General features: G+C 43.9%; 16 protein-coding genes, 2 tRNA genes and 3 rRNA genes. 15 read left to right on the forward strand and 6 right to left on the reverse strand.

Annotation, left to right across the window (positions count from 1 at the left end):
* Nucleotides 1–42: 42 nt before the first annotated feature.
* Entirely contained in the window at nt 43–1425 is a 1383-nt protein-coding gene (locus JMX94_RS09670; RefSeq protein ID WP_201565156.1) for an anhydro-N-acetylmuramic acid kinase, read from the reverse strand.
* Between the two features lie 231 nt (nt 1426–1656).
* Here JMX94_RS09670 and tyrS point away from each other — a divergent pair, with 231 nt between their 5' ends.
* Together tyrS and JMX94_RS09680 are read left to right on the forward strand one after the other, a co-directional pair.
* Nucleotides 1657–2868, forward strand: a complete 1212-nt coding sequence (gene tyrS / locus JMX94_RS09675; protein ID WP_201565157.1) for a tyrosine--tRNA ligase — start codon at nt 1657–1659, stop codon at nt 2866–2868.
* Between the two features lie 132 nt (nt 2869–3000).
* Nucleotides 3001–3228 carry a DUF1653 domain-containing protein gene (locus JMX94_RS09680; protein ID WP_201565158.1) on the forward strand — a complete coding sequence of 76 codons (228 nt, stop codon included), beginning with the start codon at nt 3001–3003 and terminating at the stop codon, nt 3226–3228.
* A 77-nt stretch (nt 3229–3305) separates the two neighbouring features.
* On the opposite strand, the gene JMX94_RS09685 is transcribed toward JMX94_RS09680, so the two are convergent.
* A complete protein-coding gene (locus JMX94_RS09685) occupies nt 3306–4262 on the reverse strand; it encodes an alpha/beta fold hydrolase (RefSeq protein ID WP_201565159.1) in 957 nt (318 codons plus the stop codon).
* A 235-nt stretch (nt 4263–4497) separates the two neighbouring features.
* Between JMX94_RS09685 and JMX94_RS09690 the strand changes: the two genes are divergently transcribed.
* A complete protein-coding gene (locus JMX94_RS09690; protein ID WP_201565160.1) occupies nt 4498–5154 on the forward strand; it encodes a hypothetical protein in 657 nt (218 codons plus the stop codon).
* 24 nt (nt 5155–5178) lie between these two features.
* Here JMX94_RS09690 and JMX94_RS09695 read toward each other — a convergent pair whose 3' ends face one another.
* Together JMX94_RS09695 and upp are read right to left on the reverse strand one after the other, a co-directional pair.
* A complete protein-coding gene (locus JMX94_RS09695; RefSeq protein ID WP_201565161.1) occupies nt 5179–5931 on the reverse strand; it encodes an SDR family NAD(P)-dependent oxidoreductase in 753 nt (250 codons plus the stop codon).
* A 78-nt stretch (nt 5932–6009) separates the two neighbouring features.
* Entirely contained in the window at nt 6010–6657 is a 648-nt protein-coding gene (gene upp, locus JMX94_RS09700; RefSeq protein ID WP_149490868.1) for a uracil phosphoribosyltransferase, read from the reverse strand.
* Between the two features lie 313 nt (nt 6658–6970).
* Between upp and JMX94_RS09705 the strand changes: the two genes are divergently transcribed.
* The 12 genes from JMX94_RS09705 (at nt 6971) to JMX94_RS09760 (ending at nt 19623) form a co-directional block, all read left to right on the forward strand.
* Nucleotides 6971–7627 carry a DNA glycosylase gene (locus JMX94_RS09705; RefSeq protein ID WP_201565184.1) on the forward strand — a complete coding sequence of 219 codons (657 nt, stop codon included), beginning with the start codon at nt 6971–6973 and terminating at the stop codon, nt 7625–7627.
* A gap of 822 nt (nt 7628–8449) precedes the next feature.
* Nucleotides 8450–9988: ribosomal RNA gene (locus JMX94_RS09710) — 16S ribosomal RNA — on the forward strand.
* Between the two features lie 76 nt (nt 9989–10064).
* Nucleotides 10065–10141 (forward strand) — tRNA-Ile (locus JMX94_RS09715).
* Nucleotides 10142–10149: 8 nt separating this feature from the next.
* Nucleotides 10150–10225, forward strand: a tRNA-Ala gene (locus JMX94_RS09720).
* A 359-nt stretch (nt 10226–10584) separates the two neighbouring features.
* Nucleotides 10585–13447, forward strand: a 23S ribosomal RNA gene (locus JMX94_RS09725).
* A 186-nt stretch (nt 13448–13633) separates the two neighbouring features.
* Nucleotides 13634–13748: ribosomal RNA gene (gene rrf, locus JMX94_RS09730) — 5S ribosomal RNA — on the forward strand.
* The 16S, 23S and 5S rRNA genes sit together here with 2 tRNA genes alongside, the layout of an rRNA operon.
* Nucleotides 13749–14028: 280 nt before the next feature.
* Entirely contained in the window at nt 14029–15087 is a 1059-nt protein-coding gene (locus tag JMX94_RS09735; protein WP_201565162.1) for a TRAP transporter substrate-binding protein, read from the forward strand.
* A gap of 20 nt (nt 15088–15107) precedes the next feature.
* Complete coding sequence (locus JMX94_RS09740; protein WP_201565163.1) at nt 15108–15635, forward strand: TRAP transporter small permease; 528 nt, start codon at nt 15108–15110, stop codon at nt 15633–15635.
* A complete protein-coding gene (locus JMX94_RS09745; protein ID WP_201565164.1) occupies nt 15632–16921 on the forward strand; it encodes a TRAP transporter large permease in 1290 nt (429 codons plus the stop codon). Before JMX94_RS09740 ends, JMX94_RS09745 begins: the two co-directional genes overlap by 4 nt.
* A 544-nt stretch (nt 16922–17465) precedes the next feature.
* Complete coding sequence (locus tag JMX94_RS09750; RefSeq protein ID WP_201565165.1) at nt 17466–17684, forward strand: dodecin family protein; 219 nt, start codon at nt 17466–17468, stop codon at nt 17682–17684.
* 217 nt (nt 17685–17901) lie between these two features.
* Complete coding sequence (locus JMX94_RS09755) at nt 17902–18954, forward strand: 5'-nucleotidase (protein WP_201565166.1); 1053 nt, start codon at nt 17902–17904, stop codon at nt 18952–18954.
* 63 nt (nt 18955–19017) lie between these two features.
* Complete coding sequence (locus JMX94_RS09760) at nt 19018–19623, forward strand: rhomboid family intramembrane serine protease (RefSeq protein WP_201565167.1); 606 nt, start codon at nt 19018–19020, stop codon at nt 19621–19623.
* Between the two features lie 87 nt (nt 19624–19710).
* Here JMX94_RS09760 and JMX94_RS09765 read toward each other — a convergent pair whose 3' ends face one another.
* Both JMX94_RS09765 and JMX94_RS09770 read right to left on the reverse strand, forming a co-directional pair.
* Nucleotides 19711–20256: a hypothetical protein gene (locus tag JMX94_RS09765; protein ID WP_201565168.1), complete on the reverse strand. Its 546-nt coding sequence runs from the start codon at nt 20254–20256 to the stop codon at nt 19711–19713.
* Nucleotides 20257–20491: 235 nt separating this feature from the next.
* Entirely contained in the window at nt 20492–22360 is a 1869-nt protein-coding gene (locus JMX94_RS09770) for a sodium:solute symporter family protein (RefSeq protein ID WP_201565169.1), read from the reverse strand.

A 22360-nucleotide genomic window follows, 5' to 3' on the forward strand; every position in this document is an offset into this window, starting at 1 on the left:
TAAAACACATAAGTGTACGTATGTAAACTAAAATTTGACCAATCAGGCAAAACAAACCTGACCCAGTACAACGCCTTTACTTGCGCCAGTTACAGCTGGCAAGTTACCGGTTTCGCCCATTAGGGTTTGGCGTGCCAGCCACGCAAAGGCGACGGCTTCGACCCAAGCGGGATTCAGCCCTAAGCTGGCAGTGGTTTCTACCATGCAATGGGGCAGATGTGCTTGTAAGCGAGTCATCAAGTAGTCGTTTAACGCACCGCCACCGCAGACGTAAACCGAGCTATTTTCTTGTGCATTAATAAACATATTGATTTGCATACTGGCACTCATGGCGGTCAATTCAGTGAGCGTTGCCTGTACATCGGCTGATGAATAGCGAATATGAGCAGATGCTTGGTCAAATTTTTGCAGCTCGCTTTGTAGCCATGCTAAGTTAAAGTCTTCACGCCCCGTGCTTTTCGGATAGGTTCGCGCAAAAAACGGATGTTCTATCAGCTGGTTAAGTAGCGGCTCAACGACTTGTCCTGACTGCGCCCATGCGCCGCCAGCGTCATAATCTTTATCAGTATGCAATGCTGTCCACGCATCTAATAATAAATTGGCAGGGCCAGTATCATAACCAATGACAGGGCTATTATTAACAAGAGCATCATTAACAGAACTGTCATTGGCTGGCAATACCGTGATATTAGCAATACCGCCCAAATTTAATAACACCCGTGTGCTATCAGGGGCGGCAAATAAAGCTTGGTGAAAGGCAGGAACCAAAGGCGCACCTTGACCACCAACGGCCATATCACGACGGCGGAAATCACTGACCACGCTAATACCAGTACGCTCAGCGATGATATTGGCATCGAGCAATTGCAAGCTAAAGCCCATTTGTGGACGATGACGCACGGTTTGACCGTGACAGCCAATTGCCAACACCGACTCTACATCGGTATTGGACTGCTGCAATAAATTATTGACCACGTCGCTGGCAAATTCAGCATATTCTTTACTAGCCCAGCCGAACCAGTCTAATTCGCTGTTTGGTTCACCCACTGTTGGCACTAACTCTTGGACACCATTAGGCTGACATAAAGCCAATAACACTTCACGCAGGCGCGGTGGGAAGTCCTGACTACGAGTTGCTAATAGTCGCATGGGTTGTTGAGTGTTTTCTTCACCATCGAATTGACAAAGCACGGCGTCCATACCGTCTAAGCTGGTGCCAGACATCATGCCGATATATAAGCCATCATCGAAGTTTTCAAACACCGTTTGCTCAAGCGCATCGGTCAAGGTGGCATAATTTAAGTCGTCAATATGCGCTAAGCTATTCTCTAGACCGTTATCCAAAGTGTTATCTAAATTATTATCATAATTTATAGTCGAATGAGTATTATCATTAGTATCAGCAATCGATGCAGGGTTGGTCATGGCAATTTACCTTAAAAAACGCTAGTATATCTGTCAAATTCTAACATCTTTTACCGGCTACGAAACTTTAATCCCATTCCCAAAAACCAGAGTAGTGATAAATGAGTTCAAGTACTACATTTAATAGATAGTAGACTCAACGAGTTTGACGCTGCTAATCGTATTTTTTTTGGCTTGGTATAAATAGCCCAAACGCTTTACCCTTTAAATAAAGACAATAAAGAGAGCATCATGACCACCCAAACTTATACCCTAGAAGAACAACTTGCCTTAATCCAACGCGGTACACAAGAAATCCTATCTGAAGAGGATTTGGTTAAGAAGTTAAAACTGAATCGCCCGCTACGTATCAAAGCAGGCTTTGATCCCACCGCGCCTGACCTACATTTGGGTCATACCGTATTGATTAATAAGCTGAAGCATTTTCAAGATTTGGGTCATGAGATTTATTTTCTAATCGGTGACTATACCGCCAAGATTGGTGACCCTTCTGGCAAAAACAGCACGCGTCCGCCATTGACCGATGAGCAAATCAAAGTCAACGCGCAGACTTATGCTGAACAAGTTTTTAAAATTTTGGATAAAGAAAAAACTAAGATTGTCTTTAACTCTGAATGGTTCAAGGATATGTCAGCGGGCGATATGATTCAGCTTTCTAGCCAGTTGACCGTTTCACGTATGCTTGAGCGCGATGATTTCTCTAAACGCTACGCGGCGCAAACGCCAATTGCCATCCATGAGTTTTTATACCCATTGGTGCAAGGTTATGACTCTATCGCGCTAAAAGCCGACGTCGAGCTTGGCGGTACTGATCAAACCTTTAACATCCTGATGGGGCGCACCCTGCAAGGTCGTTACGGGCAAGAGCCGCAAGTTTGTATCACGGTACCAATTTTAGAAGGGCTAGACGGCGTTAATAAAATGTCTAAGTCGCTCGGTAACTATGTCGGCATTTACGATGCGCCGGGCACCATGTACCAAAAACTGCTGTCGATGCCAGATACTTTAATCCGTCGCTACTTTGAGTTTTTAAGCTTTAAGCCGATGGAAGAAGTTGAGGCGTTAATGGCAGAGATGGAAAACGGTCGCAACCCACAAGAAATCAAACGTATTCTTGCTGAAGAACTAATCGAGCGTTTCCATGATGCTGATGCGGCTGCTAATGCGCACAAATCAGCGGGTAACGTACTTGCTGATGGCGAATTGCCAGTCGATTTACCAGAAGTGACGTTAGAGTTAGAAGGGCAGGACGCATTATTTATCACGCAGATATTAAATCAAGCAGAGCTTGCCAAAAACAGCTCATCTGCTAAAGATATGATTAAACGTGGCGCGGTAAAAGTAGATGGCGAAGTGGTCAATGCAGGCTTTAGCTTAACCTCTGGTCAGACAGTGGTTATCCAAGCAGGCAAAAAGGCTTATGCGAAAGTGACGGTTGCTTAATAAGTGACTGGGACAAGCTATTGGTATTAAAAATAAGGTCGACATTGATTGTCGGCCTTACTTATTTTGCGATATGAATATACTTCGGCAGTATGTGATTCGTACATTTATAATAAAATTTAGGATTTGAAAATGAACCAAGCCATTCCCCAAGGCATCTACCGCCATTATAAAGGCAGCCTTTACCAAGTATTGCATACCGCTCAGCATTCAGAAACCGAAGAAGCCTTAGTCGTTTACCGCTGCCTATACGGTGAGTATGGCGTGTGGGTACGACCATTAGCGATGTTTACTGAAACTGTTGAAGTTGATGGTAAGCAAGTAGCTAGATTTGAGTTAGTTAAAGTATTAGCTGATTGATATCTCAAAATGTTCAAAATTTATTGCCCAAATAAAAAGCGACCCGTTAAGGTCGCTTTTTTTATATAAATCAACAACTAATTCTGCAAAAACCCTTTTAATACTTTATAAAACCCAACAGGTTCATCCATTGGTATCGCATGACCTGAGCGCGGCAATACGACCTCAGTTGCATTAGGTAGCATTTGGGTGATTTTTTGCTGCCATTTAGCATCATATAGCTTTGAGCGCCCGCCAATCAGATTGACCACTGGAATGGTGACTCGCTCTAAAGCGCCGCGAAAGTCATATGGCAATGTCAAATAAGCTTGCAAGCAGCGCATCTTATGATGCCAAATACTATGATCATAAAGCGCAAGTTTGGGGTCGTTTTTATAGGTCATCACTTGGATAAAGGCTTTTGAGCGCGTGCGATTAACGGATAGTAGAGAAAAAAGCCGTTCGACATCCGTTGCACGGCGTTTTAGGGCAAAAGGCAGATGGGTAAAGCTTTCGATGTCAGCATAAGGTAACGTCCTATCAATTACCTCATGAAAGATATCGAATACTTCTTGCTGCCGTGTGCCAAACAAGCCACCTTGCCAGTCGGACTGGTTATGGATAGCAGGACTTTGGTCGATATTTAAATAGCGGCTGACTCTTTCGCTGCCATAACGCTCAAAATACGCCCACATCACTTGCGCGCCCATCGAAATAGCGGCAACAGGTAAGGATTCTATATTACGCGCCAAACAAATTTGCTCAATGACGACACTGATATCATCGGCATACTGGCGCACAAAATCAAACTGGGTCAGCTTGATGTCTTTTGCCGCCCCAAATCCTCGTAAATGCGGCAGGTAAAATGCATATTTGCCAACCAAAGGTAAAATAAATGGCAAAAATTCACGTGCATCCATGCCATAAGCGTGTAGCAGCAGCACGGGTTTGCCATTGCCTATGACAGATACGGGTAGCAATGTACCGTCAGTCAAAGCGATATTAATCGTTTTCAACTGGTAGTTAGCAGGAAAGTTAATTAAATTTTTCTTCATAAGGCAGTATACCTTGTTTTCATTAAGCAATTTTATAAAGCCGATTTAGCCGAAATGCTTTATTGTGGAATTATTTATGCCACTAATGAAGGACTACTATATTAAAATAGGTAACTGACCATAGCATAAAATTTGTTAAGTGTTGAAAGCAGTTGAGCGGTAAAAGTAGCGACTTGTTATAGACTTTGACCAATCGAATCAAACGTCAGCAAGTAAAATATAAGGATATTAAGGTATGAACAAGTCGATGTTACCATTGCTTGATAGCAGCCTGTATCCGCAAATCTGGCAGCAGCAAAAATTTACCAATCCGCAGACGCTGTTACTAGCGATGCTTACAATAGATATCACAGCAGATGCCGACGCTTTCACAAAGCAGCTGTTAAAAAATGATACTTATCAAGACTGGATTAATAACAGCGTATTTGGACGTTACTTACAAAGTAATTTTACGGCGTTCTCTCGACAAACAGAAGACAGCTTTAATGCAGATATGCCTTTGCTATTTCGTCAGGAATTAATGCGGCACGCGCAGTATTTGCCATTAGGGCAAGTATTGTTTTTTGCAGGTGATATGCCAAAAAGCGTGCGCCAGATAAAAGTTTTAAGCACAACGCTCAATCCTGCTACCGCCATCATCAATGCTCAGAAGCTAAGTACAAAATCTTCTATCAATAATACAACCACGATTATCAATCAGATAGTGATTACTGGTAAGCAAGTTTTAGGATTTCCGATACGCCACAATAAACGTACCAGCGAACGCTTACGTAATGAGGTATCGATTTTAGATTTTCAGGAATTGCGCTTGGTCAATGAGATAGATATCAAAGGCAAAAAAAGAAGCAACATAGAGGAATCTATATTGCTTCGGTCTTATGAGTTACGTTAATGAGCCAAACGGTCGGTTAAGCGTTTAAGAATCTTGCTTAGCAATGGTCAGACCGTTATAAGTTTGCGCAACCGGCATGACTTCTAAGCGATTGACATTAATATGGGCAGGCGACTCGATCAGCCATAATAAAATATCGCCAATATCATCGCCGGTCATGGTTTTAAAGCCATCATAAACTTGAGCAGCCTTATCATCATCACCATGATAGCGCACGTTTGAAAACTCAGTGCCCGCGACATTACCCGGTTCAAGGTTGGTCACGCGCACTTGCGTACCGATTAAGTCCGCGCGCAGGTTTAAGCTAAACTGTTTGACAAAAGCTTTGGTCGCGCCATAAACGTTACCGCCAAAGTAAGGCCAGCTGCCAGCAATCGAACCGACATTAATGATATAACCGCTATCGCGTGCGACCATCGCTGGCAACACTGCATGGGTCAGCGCCATTAAACCTTTAATATTGGTATCGGTCATACGCATCCAATCATCAAGACTGGCGTTGTGCGCAGGCTCGGTGCCAAGTGCCAGTCCAGCGTTATTCACCAAGACATCGATTTGCTTGAAATCAGCAGGTAAGTCAGCAATGATTTGTGGAATAGACGCCGTGTCACTGACATCCATGACCACAGGTAAAAATGCCTCGCCCAAAGTTTCTGCTAGCGCATTGAGTTTTTCTATGCGTCTAGCACAGCCAATCACCCGATGACCATTGGCAACCAAACGCTCAGCCAACGCTTTACCGAAACCCGCGCTTGCGCCTGTAATCAATACGTTCATCTTATATCCTTATCATTGATGTGCTGTACATGTGTCATGGTTTATAACGACAGCTTGTCTTTATTTATTGGCGTTGTCTTACTTGTTAAATAACTGCTTACCAAAGATTTTATCGCCCGCATCGCCAAGACCTGGGATGATATAACCGTGCTCATCCAGATGGCTGTCTAATGCGGCGGTATAAATAGTGACGTCAGGATGCGCTTCATTGACCACACGAACGCCTTCAGGTGCCGCAACCAATACCAAGGCTTTAATATTGGTACAGCCATTTTTCTTTAGCATCTCGATGGTCGCAACCATTGAGCCGCCAGTCGCTAACATTGGGTCAATGATAAGGGCTGGGCGTTTGTCCATGTGGCTGACAAACTTTTCAAAGAAGGGTACGGGTTGCAAAGTTTCTTCATCGCGTTGTAAACCAACGACAGAGATTTTCGCTGTCGGAATCAAATCGAGCACGCCGTCGAGCATACCAATACCGGCACGTAAAATCGGCACAATCGTTGCGGTCTTACCGATGATTTGCTCACCTGTGATTTCACCACACCAGCCTTCCATCGGGAAGGTTTCAATTTCAAAATCACGGCTCGCTTCATACGCCATCAAGCGTGCAAGCTCTTTGGTCAATGTACGAAACTTATAGGTGCTACAGTCTTTTTCGCGCATGAGGCTGAGTTTATGACGGACTAACGGGTGATCGATGACGGTGATTTTTAAGTCGCTCATAAGGTCTCTCTTGGTTTTTGGTCTGATGCTTGCGCAGTTACTGCGGTTGCCATTAGTATAAAAGATACAAACACTTACCGCACTTCAACCCTATATTTGGCCCATCAATAGTAAGCTTAATGCTTTAATACAAAAATAAGCCAAGTGCCTTTATAACAGGATTAATTTTATTTAAGCCGACTATGTTTGACTATAATCGCGCCCTAATAAATGAAGTAGTGTTTAGGCTTGCTATGATAGCAAAAAAACCGCTTTTCTGATGAAGAATCTTATGACTACACAACCATCCCATACGCATGATAATACTCATAAAATGGATACTAACTCGATATTGTCTGAAGCTCGCGCCGCAGAAGTAGAAACCCATCCGTTTGGTCCAGTGCTACCGCCTGATGCCACCGTGATGATGATGGGCACTTTTCCACCGACCGCTGATAAATGGGCAATGCGCTTTCACTATCCAAACTTTTATAATGATATGTGGCGTATCTATGGCAGCGTATTTTTTGACGATGTGAATTACTTTAGAGTAGGCGATGAAAAGCGTTTTGACCCTGAGCGTATTCGCGCCTTTATGTTCGAGCGCGGCATTGCTTCTTGCCCGACAGTTAGTCAGGCTATCCGCGAAACCGGTAATGCCTCAGATAAAAACTTAACTGTTGTCACCGCCGTTGACCTAGATATTATTTTGCCACAAGTGCCAAAGGTTGAGACCTTATTTACCACGGGCGGTAAAGCAACTGAGGTGCTACTCAATTTATTAGCCGAGCCACCTGCCAAGTCCAAGTACCCGAAGACCAATCAAAGTATGGATTATCCTTATGAGTGGCAGAGTGAAAATAATAAAAAAGCCGATGTGAATAATCTTACCTTATATAGACTGCCTTCTACCTCGCGTGCTTATCCACTAGCCTTAGATAAGAAAGTCGCTGCCTATAAAGACTTCTTCAAAAAGATAGGTAAGCTATAAAAGTGTCATATATAGATAAATGCCATATATAAAAGACAGCTATATATAAGCAATAAGCGGTTTTAAGCAAAAAAGGCTATTTATAATAAAGGTGAAACTATTTTTAATCCTAACTGACTGATAAATAGAGAGTATTGATGGTGAGGTCAGATAATCGCTAAAATAGCCGACAAACCCCCTTGACCCCCACATCAAAGCGCGTATAATGCCACCCAGTCGGAAGGGAAGGCGGATTGGAGATGATTACCACTGATTAACAATAGCGGGTTTTAACCAAGCTACTACTTAATCATCCAGTCCAGAAAATTCATTTTAGATTAATTTAGTTTAAAATAAAAATAATTTACCTCTTGACTTAACAAATTAAACGTCTATAATACGCACCTCATTAAGACGAACTGGAATGACTTATATGTGAATTACATATAACAAACCCAGATAACTTATTGAAACAATTTATAAAAAAGCTTGACAAACCAAATCATTATGATATGATAGTCGGCTCGCTAGATAGGATAAGTTATTAACTTAGACTGGATAGCAAAGAGAAATACCCTATATATCATCTACTGGACGACAGTAGCGTGACACTATTTAAAAGCATAACTAAAGAACAACTTGTGTGGATTTTTGCTGATTCAGAATGCTAAAAAATAAAGTTGACTATCTTTTCTTTTCGGAGAGATTATTAACTATAAAAATTATCATTTAAGACAGCAGAAAAACTCAAAGTTAATTCATTACGAACATAATTTTTAGCGATTTTGCCAGATTAGATGAGCCAAGTTTAGAAGCTTCTTTAAAGAGCTTCATAGCAAGATTAAACTGAAGAGTTTGATCATGGCTCAGATTGAACGCTGGCGGCAGGCTTAACACATGCAAGTCGAGCGGAAACGATGATAGCTTGCTATCAGGCGTCGAGCGGCGGACGGGTGAGTAATACTTAGGAATCTACCTAGTAGTGGGGGATAGCTCGGGGAAACTCGAATTAATACCGCATACGACCTACGGGAGAAAGGGGGCAACTTGTTGCTCTCGCTATTAGATGAGCCTAAGTCGGATTAGCTAGATGGTGGGGTAAAGGCCTACCATGGCGACGATCTGTAGCTGGTCTGAGAGGATGATCAGCCACACCGGGACTGAGACACGGCCCGGACTCCTACGGGAGGCAGCAGTGGGGAATATTGGACAATGGGGGCAACCCTGATCCAGCCATGCCGCGTGTGTGAAGAAGGCCTTTTGGTTGTAAAGCACTTTAAGCAGTGAAGAAGACTCCATGGTTAATACCCATGGACGATGACATTAGCTGCAGAATAAGCACCGGCTAACTCTGTGCCAGCAGCCGCGGTAATACAGAGGGTGCAAGCGTTAATCGGAATTACTGGGCGTAAAGCGAGCGTAGGTGGCTTGATAAGTCAGATGTGAAATCCCCGGGCTTAACCTGGGAACTGCATCTGATACTGTTAGGCTAGAATAGGTGAGAGGAAGGTAGAATTCCAGGTGTAGCGGTGAAATGCGTAGAGATCTGGAGGAATACCGATGGCGAAGGCAGCCTTCTGGCATCATATTGACACTGAGGTTCGAAAGCGTGGGTAGCAAACAGGATTAGATACCCTGGTAGTCCACGCCGTAAACGATGTCTACTAGTCGTTGGGTCCCTTGAGGACTTAGTGACGCAGCTAACGCAATAAGTAGACCGCCTGGGGAGTACGGCCGCAAGGTTAAAACTCAAATGAATTGACGGGGGCCCGCACAAGCGGTGGAGCATGTGGTTTAATTCGATGCAACGCGAAGAACCTTACCTGGTCTTGACATATCTAGAATCCTGCAGAGATGCGGGAGTGCCTTCGGGAATTAGAATACAGGTGCTGCATGGCTGTCGTCAGCTCGTGTCGTGAGATGTTGGGTTAAGTCCCGCAACGAGCGCAACCCTTGTCCTTAGTTACCAGCGGGTTAAGCCGGGAACTCTAAGGATACTGCCAGTGACAAACTGGAGGAAGGCGGGGACGACGTCAAGTCATCATGGCCCTTACGACCAGGGCTACACACGTGCTACAATGGTAGGTACAGAGGGCAGCTACACAGCGATGTGATGCGAATCTCAAAAAGCCTATCGTAGTCCAGATTGGAGTCTGCAACTCGACTCCATGAAGTAGGAATCGCTAGTAATCGCGGATCAGAATGCCGCGGTGAATACGTTCCCGGGCCTTGTACACACCGCCCGTCACACCATGGGAGTTGATTGCACCAGAAGTGGATAGCCTAACCGTAAGGAAGGCGTTCACCACGGTGTGGTTGATGACTGGGGTGAAGTCGTAACAAGGTAGCCGTAGGGGAACCTGCGGCTGGATCACCTCCTTATAGATGGCATTCGGTCAGCAAGAATTCACAACAAGTTGTTCTTTAGTTTAAGCTTACGTTTATAACAAGCGTAATTGGGTCTGTAGCTCAGCTGGTTAGAGCACCGTGTTGATAACGCGGGGGTCAGTGGTTCAAGTCCACTTAGACCCACCATTTTACATGGGGCCATAGCTCAGTTGGTAGAGCGCCTGCCTTGCACGCAGGAGGTCAACGGTTCGACTCCGTTTGGCTCCACCACTATAAACGCCAAGTAAGCTTTAGATGCCAATAAATACAATAGGTATTCAACAGAAACAAGTGATTTGTCTAAGATTACTTCTTTCTGTTTTATACAGAACTTATGACTCGACGAGAGCGTAAGAACTATTTAAAAACATAGATATGAGTCTGGGTTAGGAACACGTGTTCACGCGTTGTTCCTAACCTTAATAACTCACTACTTAACGACATCAGTTGTTATCCCAGTAGTGAGTTATTAAAAAAGTAAAGAGAACTGAATCAAGCGTATAAACATAGGTGATATCGTTATCATAATTAGATTTTATAACACTTTGAAGTTAAGACTTATTTAAAGTCGAGACTACTTGGGGTTGTATGGTCAAGTAATGAAGCGCACATGGTGGATGCCTTGGCAGTCAGAGGCGATGAAAGACGTGACAGCCTGCGATAAGCTTCGGGGAGGCGGCAATATCCTGTGATCCGGAGATTTCTGAATGGGGAAACCCACTTACCATAAGGTAGGTATCTTGTACTTGTACAAGAAGCGAACGAGGGGAAGTGAAACATCTCAGTACCCTTAGGAATAGACATCAAATGAGATTCCCCTAGTAGCGGCGAGCGAACGGGGAGAAGCCGATTAATTCTAATGTAGAAGAACAGCGTGGGAAAGCTGACCGTAGTAGGTGATAGTCCTGTATTCGAAACATTAGAGTTAACATATTAAGTAGAGCGGGGCACGAGAAATCCTGTTTGAAGATGGGGGGACCATCCTCCAAGGCTAAATACTCCTGACTGACCGATAGTGAACCAGTACCGTGAGGGAAAGGCGAAAAGAACCCCTGTGAGGGGAGTGAAATAGAACCTGAAACCGTGTGCGTACAAGCAGTGGGAGCCTTAATTTATTAGGGTGACCGCGTACCTTTTGTATAATGGGTCAGCGACTTATGTTCTGTAGCAAGGTTAACCGTTTAGGGGAGCCGTAGGGAAACCGAGTCTTAATAGGGCGAATTAGTTGCAGGGCATAGACCCGAAACCGAGTGATCTATCCATGAGCAGGTTGAAAGTGCCGTAACAGGCACCGGAGGACCGAACCCACTGTCGTTGAAAAGCCAGGGGATGACTTGTGGATAGGGGTGAAAGGCTAATCAAACTCGGTGATAGCTGGTTCTCCCCGAAAGCTATTTAGGTAGCGCCTCGGACGAACACCATTGGGGGTAGAGCACTGTTTCGGCTAGGGGGTCATACCGACTTACCAAACCGATGCAAACTCCGAATACCGATGAGTGATATCCGGGAGACACACAGTGGGTGCTAACGTCCATTGTGGAGAGGGAAACAACCCAGACCGCCAGCTAAGGCCCCAAATTCCTAGTTAAGTGGGAAACGAGGTGGGAAGGCATAGACAGCTAGGAGGTTGGCTTAGAAGCAGCCATCCTTTAAAGAAAGCGTAATAGCTCACTAGTCGAGTCGGCCCGCGCGGAAGATGTAACGGGGCTCAAACTAGGAGCCGAAGCTGCGGATTTGAATTTGTTTTCAAGTGGTAGGGGAGCGTTGTGTAAGCCTGTGAAGGTGTGTTGTAAAGCATGCTGGAGGTATCACAAGAGCGAATGCTGACGTGAGTAACGATAATGCGAGTGAAAAGCTCGCACGCCGGAAGATCAAGGGTTCCAGTCCAACGTTAATCGGGGCTGGGTGAGTCGACCCCTAAGGCGAGGCCGAAAGGCGTAGTCGATGGGAAATCGGTTAATATTCCGATACTTGTTTATAATGCGATGGAGGGACGGAGTAGGTTATGTCAGCCTGGCGTTGGTTGTCCAGGTGAAAGGATGTAGGTAGACAGTTTAGGCAAATCCGGACTGTCATTATACTGAGATCTGATAGCAAGCTGTACTTGTACAGCGAAGTGGCAAATACCATGCTTCCAGGAAAAGCTTCTAAGCAATAGTTATAAACGAATCGTACCCTAAACCGACACAGGTGATCAGGTAGAGAATACCAAGGCGCTTGAGAGAACTCTGCTGAAGGAACTAGGCAAAATGGTACCGTAACTTCGGGAGAAGGTACGCTGCCGATGGTGATAGGACTTGCTCCTTGAGCTGTTGGCAGTCGCAGATACCAGGCTGCTGCAACTGTTTATTAAAAACACAGCACTCTGCAAACACGAAAGTGGACGTATAGGGTGTGATGCCTGCCCGGTGCTGGAAGGTTAATTGATGGGGTTAGCGTAAGCGAAGCTCTTGATCGAAGCCCCAGTAAACGGCGGCCGTAACTATAACGGTCCTAAGGTAGCGAAATTCCTTGTCGGGTAAGTTCCGACCTGCACGAATGGCATAATGATGGCAGCGCTGTCTCCAGCAGAGACTCAGTGAAATCGAAATCGCAGTGAAGATGCTGTGTACCCGCGGCTAGACGGAAAGACCCCGTGAACCTTTACTACAGCTTTACATTGAACTTTGACCTGACTTGTGCAGGATAGGTGGGAGGCTTTGAAGCAGACACGCTAGTGTTTGTGGAGCCAATCTTGAAATACCACCCTGGTCATGTCGGGGTTCTAACTCAGGTATAACAATACCGAGGACAATGTATGGTGGGTAGTTTGACTGGGGCGGTCTCCTCCTAAAGAGTAACGGAGGAGTACGAAGGTGCGCTCAGAACGGTCGGAAATCGTTCATAGAGTATAAAGGCAAAAGCGCGCTTAACTGCGAGACCCACAAGTCGAGCAGGTACGAAAGTAGGTCTTAGTGATCCGGTGGTTCTGTATGGAAGGGCCATCGCTCAACGGATAAAAGGTACTCTGGGGATAACAGGCTGATACCGCCCAAGAGTTCATATCGACGGCGGTGTTTGGCACCTCGATGTCGGCTCATCTCATCCTAGGGCTGAAGCAGGTCCTAAGGGTATGGCTGTTCGCCATTTAAAGAGGTACGCGAGCTGGGTTTAGAACGTCGTGAGACAGTTCGGTCCCTATCTACCGTGGGCGTTGGAAATTTGAGAGGATCTGCTCCTAGTACGAGAGGACCAGAGTGGACGAACCTCTGGTGTTCGGGTTGTCACGCCAGTGGCATTGCCCGGTAGCTACGTTCGGATGGGATAACCGCTGAAAGCATCTAAGCGGGAAGCCCACCTCAAGATAAGATTTCCCTAAAGAGCCGTTGAAGACTACGACGTTGATAGACAGGGCGTGGAAGCACAGCGATGTGTGTAGCTAACCTGTACTAATGGCTCGTTTGGCTTGACCATACAACACCCAAGTGGTTTGTATCAAAGCTCTAATTAATCTATCTTGTAAAGCGAAAGCTTTAGAATAAAAGAAAGAATATTTCGATATCACCTTAAACCTTGATTCAGTTAGGTTTATGTTGATGAGACTAAAAGATAATACTTAAAGTCAAAATAACAACATCAGACTCATATCTAACCCCCTTTGCTGACGACAATAGCATGATGGCACCACCTGATCCCTTCCCGAACTCAGAAGTGAAACATCATCGCGCCAATGGTAGTGTGGCTCCGGCCATGTGAGAGTAGGTCATCGTCAGCTCTCTATTCCTGAATCGCCCCTCAACTTAATTGTTGAGGGGCTTTTCTTTGTCCAAGGGTTGGGGTTAGAAGGATTTTTCGAATTAATAAACTGTCTAATAAAAGCATTCATTCAAAATGATTTGACTTCTATCATTATAGCTGCTAATTTTGGATAGTATCTTGTTACAGGTCTATAAGCAGGATGTTTTTGACTTGTAAACATATCAGTTCTTTTTGACGCGAGATACTTAATCTAAGCTTTATCCTCTTATTGTTGTAATTATCAAAAGGAATTGATAATGAAGTTAGCTCCTCTTTTTTCAATTAGTGCATTGGCAGCAATCAGTCTTTTAGGCTGCTCAAATCAATCTGCTGACACTACTGATGGTTCATCAGCAACCTCTCAAGAAACCACCGTCTTAAGATTTTCACATTTTTGGCCAGCAACATCATCGATTAGTACAGAGGTTTTTGAGCCTTGGGCCAAGCAGATTGAAACAGACTCTAACGGCCGTCTAAAAGTGGAACTTTATCCTTCAGCAGGTCTTGCTAAGGCAGATGTGACTTATGAGTCCGCTGCAAAAGGCACGATAGATATTGGTTCACAAGCACATGGCTATACTAGTGGACGCTTTCCTTTAACTCAGATTACTGAGCTTCCAGGTTTATCAAACTCAGCGACTCAAATGAGCTGTATGCTCCAAACTCTATATGAAGATGGTACTTTAGCCAGCGAATACCAAGATTCACATCTGTTGTTTATGTATGGCGCTGGACCGGGTTCGTTGCATACGACTAATAAGTTGATTCGTACGCCTGAAGATATGAAGGGTATGCGCATTCGTCGTCCTTCTGCGGTTGCTGGTGATATCATTGAAAGTGCGGGTGCCTCACCAGTAGGGTTGCCTGCCAATGATATGTACACCTCTTTACAGCGCGGTGTTGTTGATGGTTTGAGTTTTCCTTGGGAAGCTGTCACTGCCTTTAAAATCGATGAAATTACTAAATACCATACCAATATTCCTTTTTATAGCTCGGCTCTTATGGTCACTATGAATAAAGAAAAATATGAAAGCTTACCTGACGATTTAAAAAAGGTACTGGATAAAAACTCAGGGATGGCGCTTGCTAATAAGGTCGGTGAAGTATTTGATAAGCATGATGACATGGCAATAAAAGCAGCTAGAGACAAAGGTGATGAAATTGTTGAAATCCCTGATCCACTGAATGATCCTAACTGGAAAGGACCTCTTGAAAAAGGCACCAAAAAATATCTTGCTGATGTCAGTGCTCTAGGTTTAGATGCAAATGGTGTTTATGCTAAAGCCAAAGCCGCCAGTGCAGCCTGTAAGGTCTAACCTAAAGGAGTGGTTGTCACATGGCATTTTTAGTCAAACTTAGCACCCTTATCTCACGGTTATGTCAGCTTATAGGCGGTATCAGTCTAATTATTATTGTACTGGTCACCATGTTGGATGTTATCGCACGCTATATCTTCAAGCTCACTGGAGGTGAGTTTGGATTTACGGTCAAAGGTAGCGTTGAGATCGTCTCTTACTTTATGCTTTTTGCTTTACTCGGCGCCTTTGCTGCTTTTGTTGAACGCTCACAAATCATTGTAGATGTATTCACCCAAAAAATGTCAAAAGCTGTTAAAGGTTACATGATGGGCACCTTTATGATGGGTTTTTTCATCATCGGTATCGTGTTCGCATGGGGTCTTTATGAGAGCGCTTTTGATGCGATAGAGTACGGCAAAGTCACCCAAGACCTTCGCATCTCCATGATGCCCATCTACGCTATCAGTGCCTTCTTAAGCATTTTACTTGCCATTCGGTCATTGATCGAATCCATTAATATTTTTAAAACAGGCGAGTTCTTTGACGCTGAGGAGACAGGCGCATGAGTCCAGAAATTATTGGTGCCATTGGTTTGTTATGTATGATTGCGATGGTTATGCTACGTGTTCCTGTTGCACTTGCGATGTTAGGAGTGGGTCTGATTGGTTTTGGTGCCGTGACTGCACCCATTGGTGCCGTACAGATGCTCAAAGACTTGCCGGTTGATGTTTTGGCAAAATATGATTTTAGTGCCATTCCGTTATTTATTCTAATGGGTGTCTTTGCTTCTCATTCAGGTATGGCAGGAAAACTGTTTGATGCGACCCGAACTATCTTTGGTGGCGTAAGGGGCAGTCTGGGAATTGCTGGGATTGGCTCGTCCGGTATTTTTGCCTCTATCTCAGGATCGTCATTGGCAACGGCGTCTACTATGACCAAAGTGGCATTGCCACAAATGGAGAAGTACGGTTATCAACCAGGTTTCGCATGCGGTATTTTAGCCGCTGGTGGTACTTTGGGAATCATGATTCCACCCAGTATTGCGCTACTGGTCTATGCTATCTTAACTCAGCAGTCAGTTGGTGACATGTTTATCGCTGGTTTCTTGCCGGGTATTCTTGGTATGGTGATGTATTCAATCACGGTGATGATTATGGTGCGCTGGAAGCCCCATTTAGCACAGCGCGGAGAAACTACTTCTTGGAAGCAAAAGTTACTCTCTTTGACAGGTCTGATTCCTTTTAGCTTTATCTTCATCGTGATTATTGCTGGTATTTTCTTTGGGTTATTTACCCCAACAGAAGGGGCGGCGGTTGGTGCTTTTGTATCATGGGCTTATGCCTTTGCTAAAGGAATGCGCATAAAAGGGTTGAAGCAATCATTGATTGAAACCCTTGCTCTCTCTGCCGTGGTTTTCTTTATGCTGCTTGGGGCTGAAGCGCTTGGCTATTTTATCTCAGTATCGCGCCTGTCTTATAGTTTGGCTACGTGGATTAGTACATTGGCAGTTAGCCCAATGGTGGTACTGATTTGCATTCTAATCATGTACTTTCTTTTAGGGCTATTTATGGATGCCCTAGCGATGCTGGTAATTACTATTCCAGTGGTATTCCCAATTATTGTCGCCTTGGGTTATGATCCAGTTTGGTTTGGTATTATCGCAGTACTAACGGTAGAGCTTGGGTTAATCACACCGCCTATGGGTATGAATATTTTTGTCATTAAAGCAATGGCACCGCATATTAAGTTATCCGATATGTTCCGAGGTGTCGCCCCCTTTATTGTCTCTGATTTGGTTCGATTGGTTCTTTTAGTAGCATTTCCGGCGATATCTTTGGTGTTGTTAAATTAGTATCAAAAGTACAAGCTTATATAAAAGGCTTTATTTAAGTTTGTCTGAGTCTGTAAATAAAAAATAGAAGTTTAATTTTATAGCCATATTATCACAATGATACTATGGCTTCTTTATGCATTACTACTGGGGTAGAGGCCATCGATATGACGGCGTTAACATAATGGGTCCCGTTATTATGGGTAGTGATGGCTATAGAATAAAGAAAGAATATTTCGATATTACCTTAAACTTTGATTCAGTTAGGTTTATGTTGATGAGACTACAAATAATATTGAAGTCAAAACAATAATAACAGACTTATATCTAACCCCCTTTGACTTATGTTAAAGGGGCTTTTCTTTGTCTACGGGTTGGGGTTAAAAAACTATTTTACATATCCTTAATACATAACTTAACAGCTATGTATTGTTGAGATGACTTATTAAAGCTATGATTATTACAGTTCATGTTATCGATGCAGGATTGCTAGAGAAGCATGGGCTTTTATAAATGAACTTAACTTAATATCATAAAAATTAATAATCACAAGGATGAGATGATTATGACTATTGCAAAGAATATTGAAGTAAGCAGCACCTCAGAAACAAGTTTTGAAGACGCTATTCAAAAAGGCGTGGCGCGTATCGCCAAAACCGTTAACAATGTTCAAGGTGCTTGGGTAAAAGAGCAGAAAGTTGGTATTACCGATGGTAAGATTAATAAGTATCATGTCATTATGATTGTGAGCTTTGTCATTAATGAAGATGCTGACCTTAGTTAATCATTATTAATAATATAAAATTACTTATAAACCTGATTTATTAAAAAATAAAAAGCCTGTGTATGCAGGCTTTTTTTATGTCTTTTAACCCGTCATAAAACAAAGATTTACTTATAGAAATTTCTTAACATTATAGATTGAGGTAGATGTAGTAAACTGGTCGTTTGATATTTTTAACATGATTTTTTTAACAAAGTTTTTATAAATAGAGAAAGCTATGGCAGTTGATTTTACCAATACCTTGATCGTTGCGATATCAGCAACCGCTTTATTTGATTTATCAGAGTCTGAAAATCATCTGATAGCACTATTGCAGCAGCGACCTAGCGAGGCGATTAAAGAGTTCCGCGACTATATGGCTGAGCGCGAGAATGATTCGCTCAGCATTGGAGCCGGCTATCCGCTTATTAAAGCATTGTTAAATTTGAATAATTATTGCCATGATTGCGAGGCGCAGGACGCAGGTATCGAGACGCCATTGGTAGAAGTGGTTATCGTCTCAAAAAGTAGCCCTGATACAGGTATTCAGGTGCTTAATGCAATTCGTCAACATGGTTTAACCATTTCTCGCTCGGCATTTATATCCGGAAGCCCTATAGCGCCTTATATTAAAGATTTTAATGTGGATTTGTTTTTGACCACCAATCGTGATGACGCTCAGCAAGTTGCCGATGCCAATATTTGTGCCTGTGCGATATTAGATGCCACACCAGTAAATACTTATGAGCTCGATACTAAGCAGCTGCGTATCGCATTTGATGGTGATGCGGTATTGTTTGATGATTCAGGTGAGCTGCTTTATAAACAAAAAGGGTTGCGGGCTTTTCATGAGCGTGAAGCCGAAATGCGGGATTTACCGATAGAAAAAGGACCTTATGCAGAGCTGTTGATTAAGCTGTCAAAAATGCAAGAGCGATTGCCTGCAAGCTTGCATACTTCTCCCATGAAGATAGCGTTAGTCACTGCTCGTAATGCCCCTGCGGACTTACGGGCGATTAAAACGCTACGCGACTGGGGTGTTGATCTCGATATGGCGTTTTTTTTAGGTGGACTTGAGAAAACATCGGTGCTAAAAACCTTTGCGCCGCATATTTTCTTCGATGATTCAGTTAAACATATTGATGCTGCTCGTAGTTTTGTGCCGACCGCTTTAGTACCTTATCATTCGACCTCGTTACTTCATGCCAATAGTATTCTGACGGCTGATAAAGACGCGTCGTTATTGTCATTTAAACCTGTAGAGAACCCACTTGTTTCTGTCAGTCGTTGATAGCGTTTTTATAAAATGTAACGCTTGCATAAGATTAAGAGGCTTAAAAAGGTAATACCTAATATGAATTGGCAGCAATTACTAACCTTGGTGATGGAGCGGATTAAGCAAGTCATCGGCTTATATGCGTTTGTGCTCATACCCATGTGGGGCATGTATGTGCTGAATGAAGCGGTGTTTTTTGGTCTATGGAATATTTTTGGTATTGTGCCACGAGCATTAGACGTTGGCAGTATGATTGGGGTGTTTGCATCATGGACGATGCACGGTAATTTTTCCCATTTATTGGGCAATACCTTGACGCTATTACAAATTCTGTTTTTGTTTGGGCTGTTTGAAAATAATGCTTACCGTACGGTACTCAAATTAATCGTGGCGTCAGGATTGGTGACTTGGGTGCTTGGCTCGCCTTTGTCTATCCATATTGGCGCGTCGGGGCTGTGTTTTGCGATGCTTGGTTATATGATAGGCGGCGCAGTATTTGCGAGGCGCTGGGGCTACTTATTGGCTTGTATCGTGATGGGGACGGGTTATTGGTTGACCATTAAACAAGGTCTAATGCCGCAGCAAGGTATCTCATTCGCGGCGCATTTTGGTGGGCTATGCGCCGGTTTGTTGTTGGGTGCCAATTCTAAGCACGCCTATACCAGAGTAAATAATCGTCGTTAACTTTATTTTAGGCACATATATTAAGACAGCCTGTTCAATCAAGTACAGAGATATTTATAAATAAGTTTGTAAAACCCAATAAGTGAGTTATTTTTTATTGATACAAACATTGATATATAGTGGGTCGCTCTTTTCTAAAGCTCGCCACTTGGTGGTCTGTTTTACATGCTCATCAATACTGAGCTTACTGCCTTTTTGTTGTAGCACATAATCTGCACGGGCAGGGGCGGCACAGTCAATCACTTGAGGTACTTGCTGCACACTTCTACGTCTTTCAAATAAATATAAATTCACCAAGTAAATATTTGGCGCATCGGCGTTGGCGCGAGCGTGTCCGCTATCAGCGGCGATAAAGCGTAATGTCTGTGGTTTAACATATGACCAAGGACGAAACCACGTGCCTTCTTCAACTTTTTTGACCACATGGACACCTTCTGGAAGCTGTGCGACCTGCTGACCGAACCAGCTATACTCTTGGCTTATTTGAAAGCCAAAGATACCGATGGCACCAAATAATGGAATAAGCCATCTTGGCGCTTTTTTACCGGCAAGTTTACTCAGGTGAGTGATAACCAATGCTATCCCAGCCAAACCAAACCCAGCGGCTATGGTCGCGATAAACTCAAAAAGCATAAGACTTTTCCTTAACGCCATTAGCGCATTTAATACCAATTATTAAAAACAAACCTACGATTACAAGTATGTTAAGTGCATTTATTATGTCACTTATGATCATGTTTCTCATTATTTTTACTTTTAAGAGCGATGGATAAAAAAATCACTCACAAGCAGCTGCTGCCTGTGAGTGATATATTATCGTAAAAAAGTACTTATCATTTGCACATCATTTTTTAGCTTATATCGAAGCTTAGTGATCGATTGCGCCGCCAGCGCCGCGTGGCGAACGTACGCTTTCAACCAACTCTTGGATATGGGCTGGTGGTGGTGCAGTCGCATAAGAAACGGCAAATGCGACGATGAAGTTAAGTAATGCACCAATCGCACCAAACGATAGTGGTGAGATACCAAGTAACCAATACTCTTCCGTATCAGGAAAGTTTGCCGTACCAGTGATAAAGAACCAGCCTTTGAAGACGAAGATATAAACCAAGATACTAATCAAACCTGTGAGCATACCAGCGATGGCGCCCAAGTTATTAATTCGCTTCGAGAAAATACCCATCATCAATGCAGGGAACAGTGAAGCACCTGCAATACCAAAGGCTAATGCAACGACCTGTGCAGCAAATCCTGGGGGGTTAATACCGAGCCATGTCGCAACCACAATCGCGATAGCCATCGTGATACGCGCGACTTTTAGCTCGCCTGCATCAGTAATGTTTGGATTCAGGTTACGCTTGATTAAGTCATGACTGATCGCAGATGAGATTGCGAGTAGTAGACCAGCTGCCGTTGAAAGCGCTGCTGCCAAACCACCGGCGGCGATAAGACCGATAACCCAACCTGGTAGCTGTGCGATTTCTGGGTTAGCCAATACCAAGATATCAGCGTTGACGTCAAGCTCGTTACCTGCCCAGCCTCTATCAACAAACACACCATCACGCTCTAAAGCATGCTCAGCTTTTGCTTCTTCAACCGTCGTAGTCGCGGCAGCAACATCACCACCGTCAGCGGTAGCCGCAGCCAATGCTAGCTCTGCTGCACCAAGTCCGCTATCGCTATATAACTGAATACGACCATCGTTATTTAGATCGTTATATTTAATAAGACCGGTATCTTCCCATGTTTTCATCCAATCTGGACGTTGATCATATTCGATCGCAGGGGCATCAACACCTTGTGGATAAATGGTATCGATTAGGTTTAAACGCGCCATCGCACCTACTGCCGGAGCAGTAAAATAGAGTAGCGAGATGAAAACTAACGTCCAACCAGCTGTCCAACGCGCGTCAGCAACTTTAGGAACCGTGAAGAAGCGAATGATAACGTGCGGTAGACCCGCTGTACCAATCATCAATGATAAGGTAAATAGCACCATGTTTAGCTTGTTCGGCACATCAGCGGTATAAGCCGTAAAGCCTAAGTCGACGACGATTTGGTCAAGCTTGGTTAAAATAGGAATGCCTGCTTCAACATGGTTTGAGAACAAACCAAGACCTGGAATCGGGTTACCCGTCAGTTCAAGTGAGATAAAGACGGCAGGAATGGTATACGCAATCATTAGAACCACATACTGCGCAACCTGCGTGTAGGTAATCCCTTTCATACCACCAAGTACGGCGTAGAAGAAAACCACAACCGCCGCAATAATCAGACCGGTGGTGTTATCAACTTCTAAGAAGCGTGAGAATGCCACACCAGCACCGGTCATCTGACCGATAACATAAGTGGTTGAAGCAATAATCAAACAAACAACGGCAATCATGGCCGCAGTCTTAGAATAAAAACGGTCCCCAATAAAATCAGGAACCGTGAACTTACCAAATTTACGTAAGTAAGGTGCTAGGAGCATGGCCAGTAGTACATAACCGCCTGTCCAGCCCATCAAATACGTTGATGCCGCATAGCCGCCGGTTGCAATAATACCTGCCATCGAGATAAATGACGCCGCACTCATCCAGTCAGCGGCGGTTGCCATACCATTCATAACCGGATGTACACCGCCGCCAGCAACATAAAACTCACTGGTCGAACCTGCACGTGCCCACCAAGCAATACCGAAGTATAAAGCGAAGGACAGACCTACAAAAATAATATTAATCGTAAATTGACTCAT

Source organism: Psychrobacter sp. CMS30, assembly GCF_904846565.1.
Lineage (GTDB): Bacteria > Pseudomonadota > Gammaproteobacteria > Pseudomonadales > Moraxellaceae > Psychrobacter > Psychrobacter maritimus.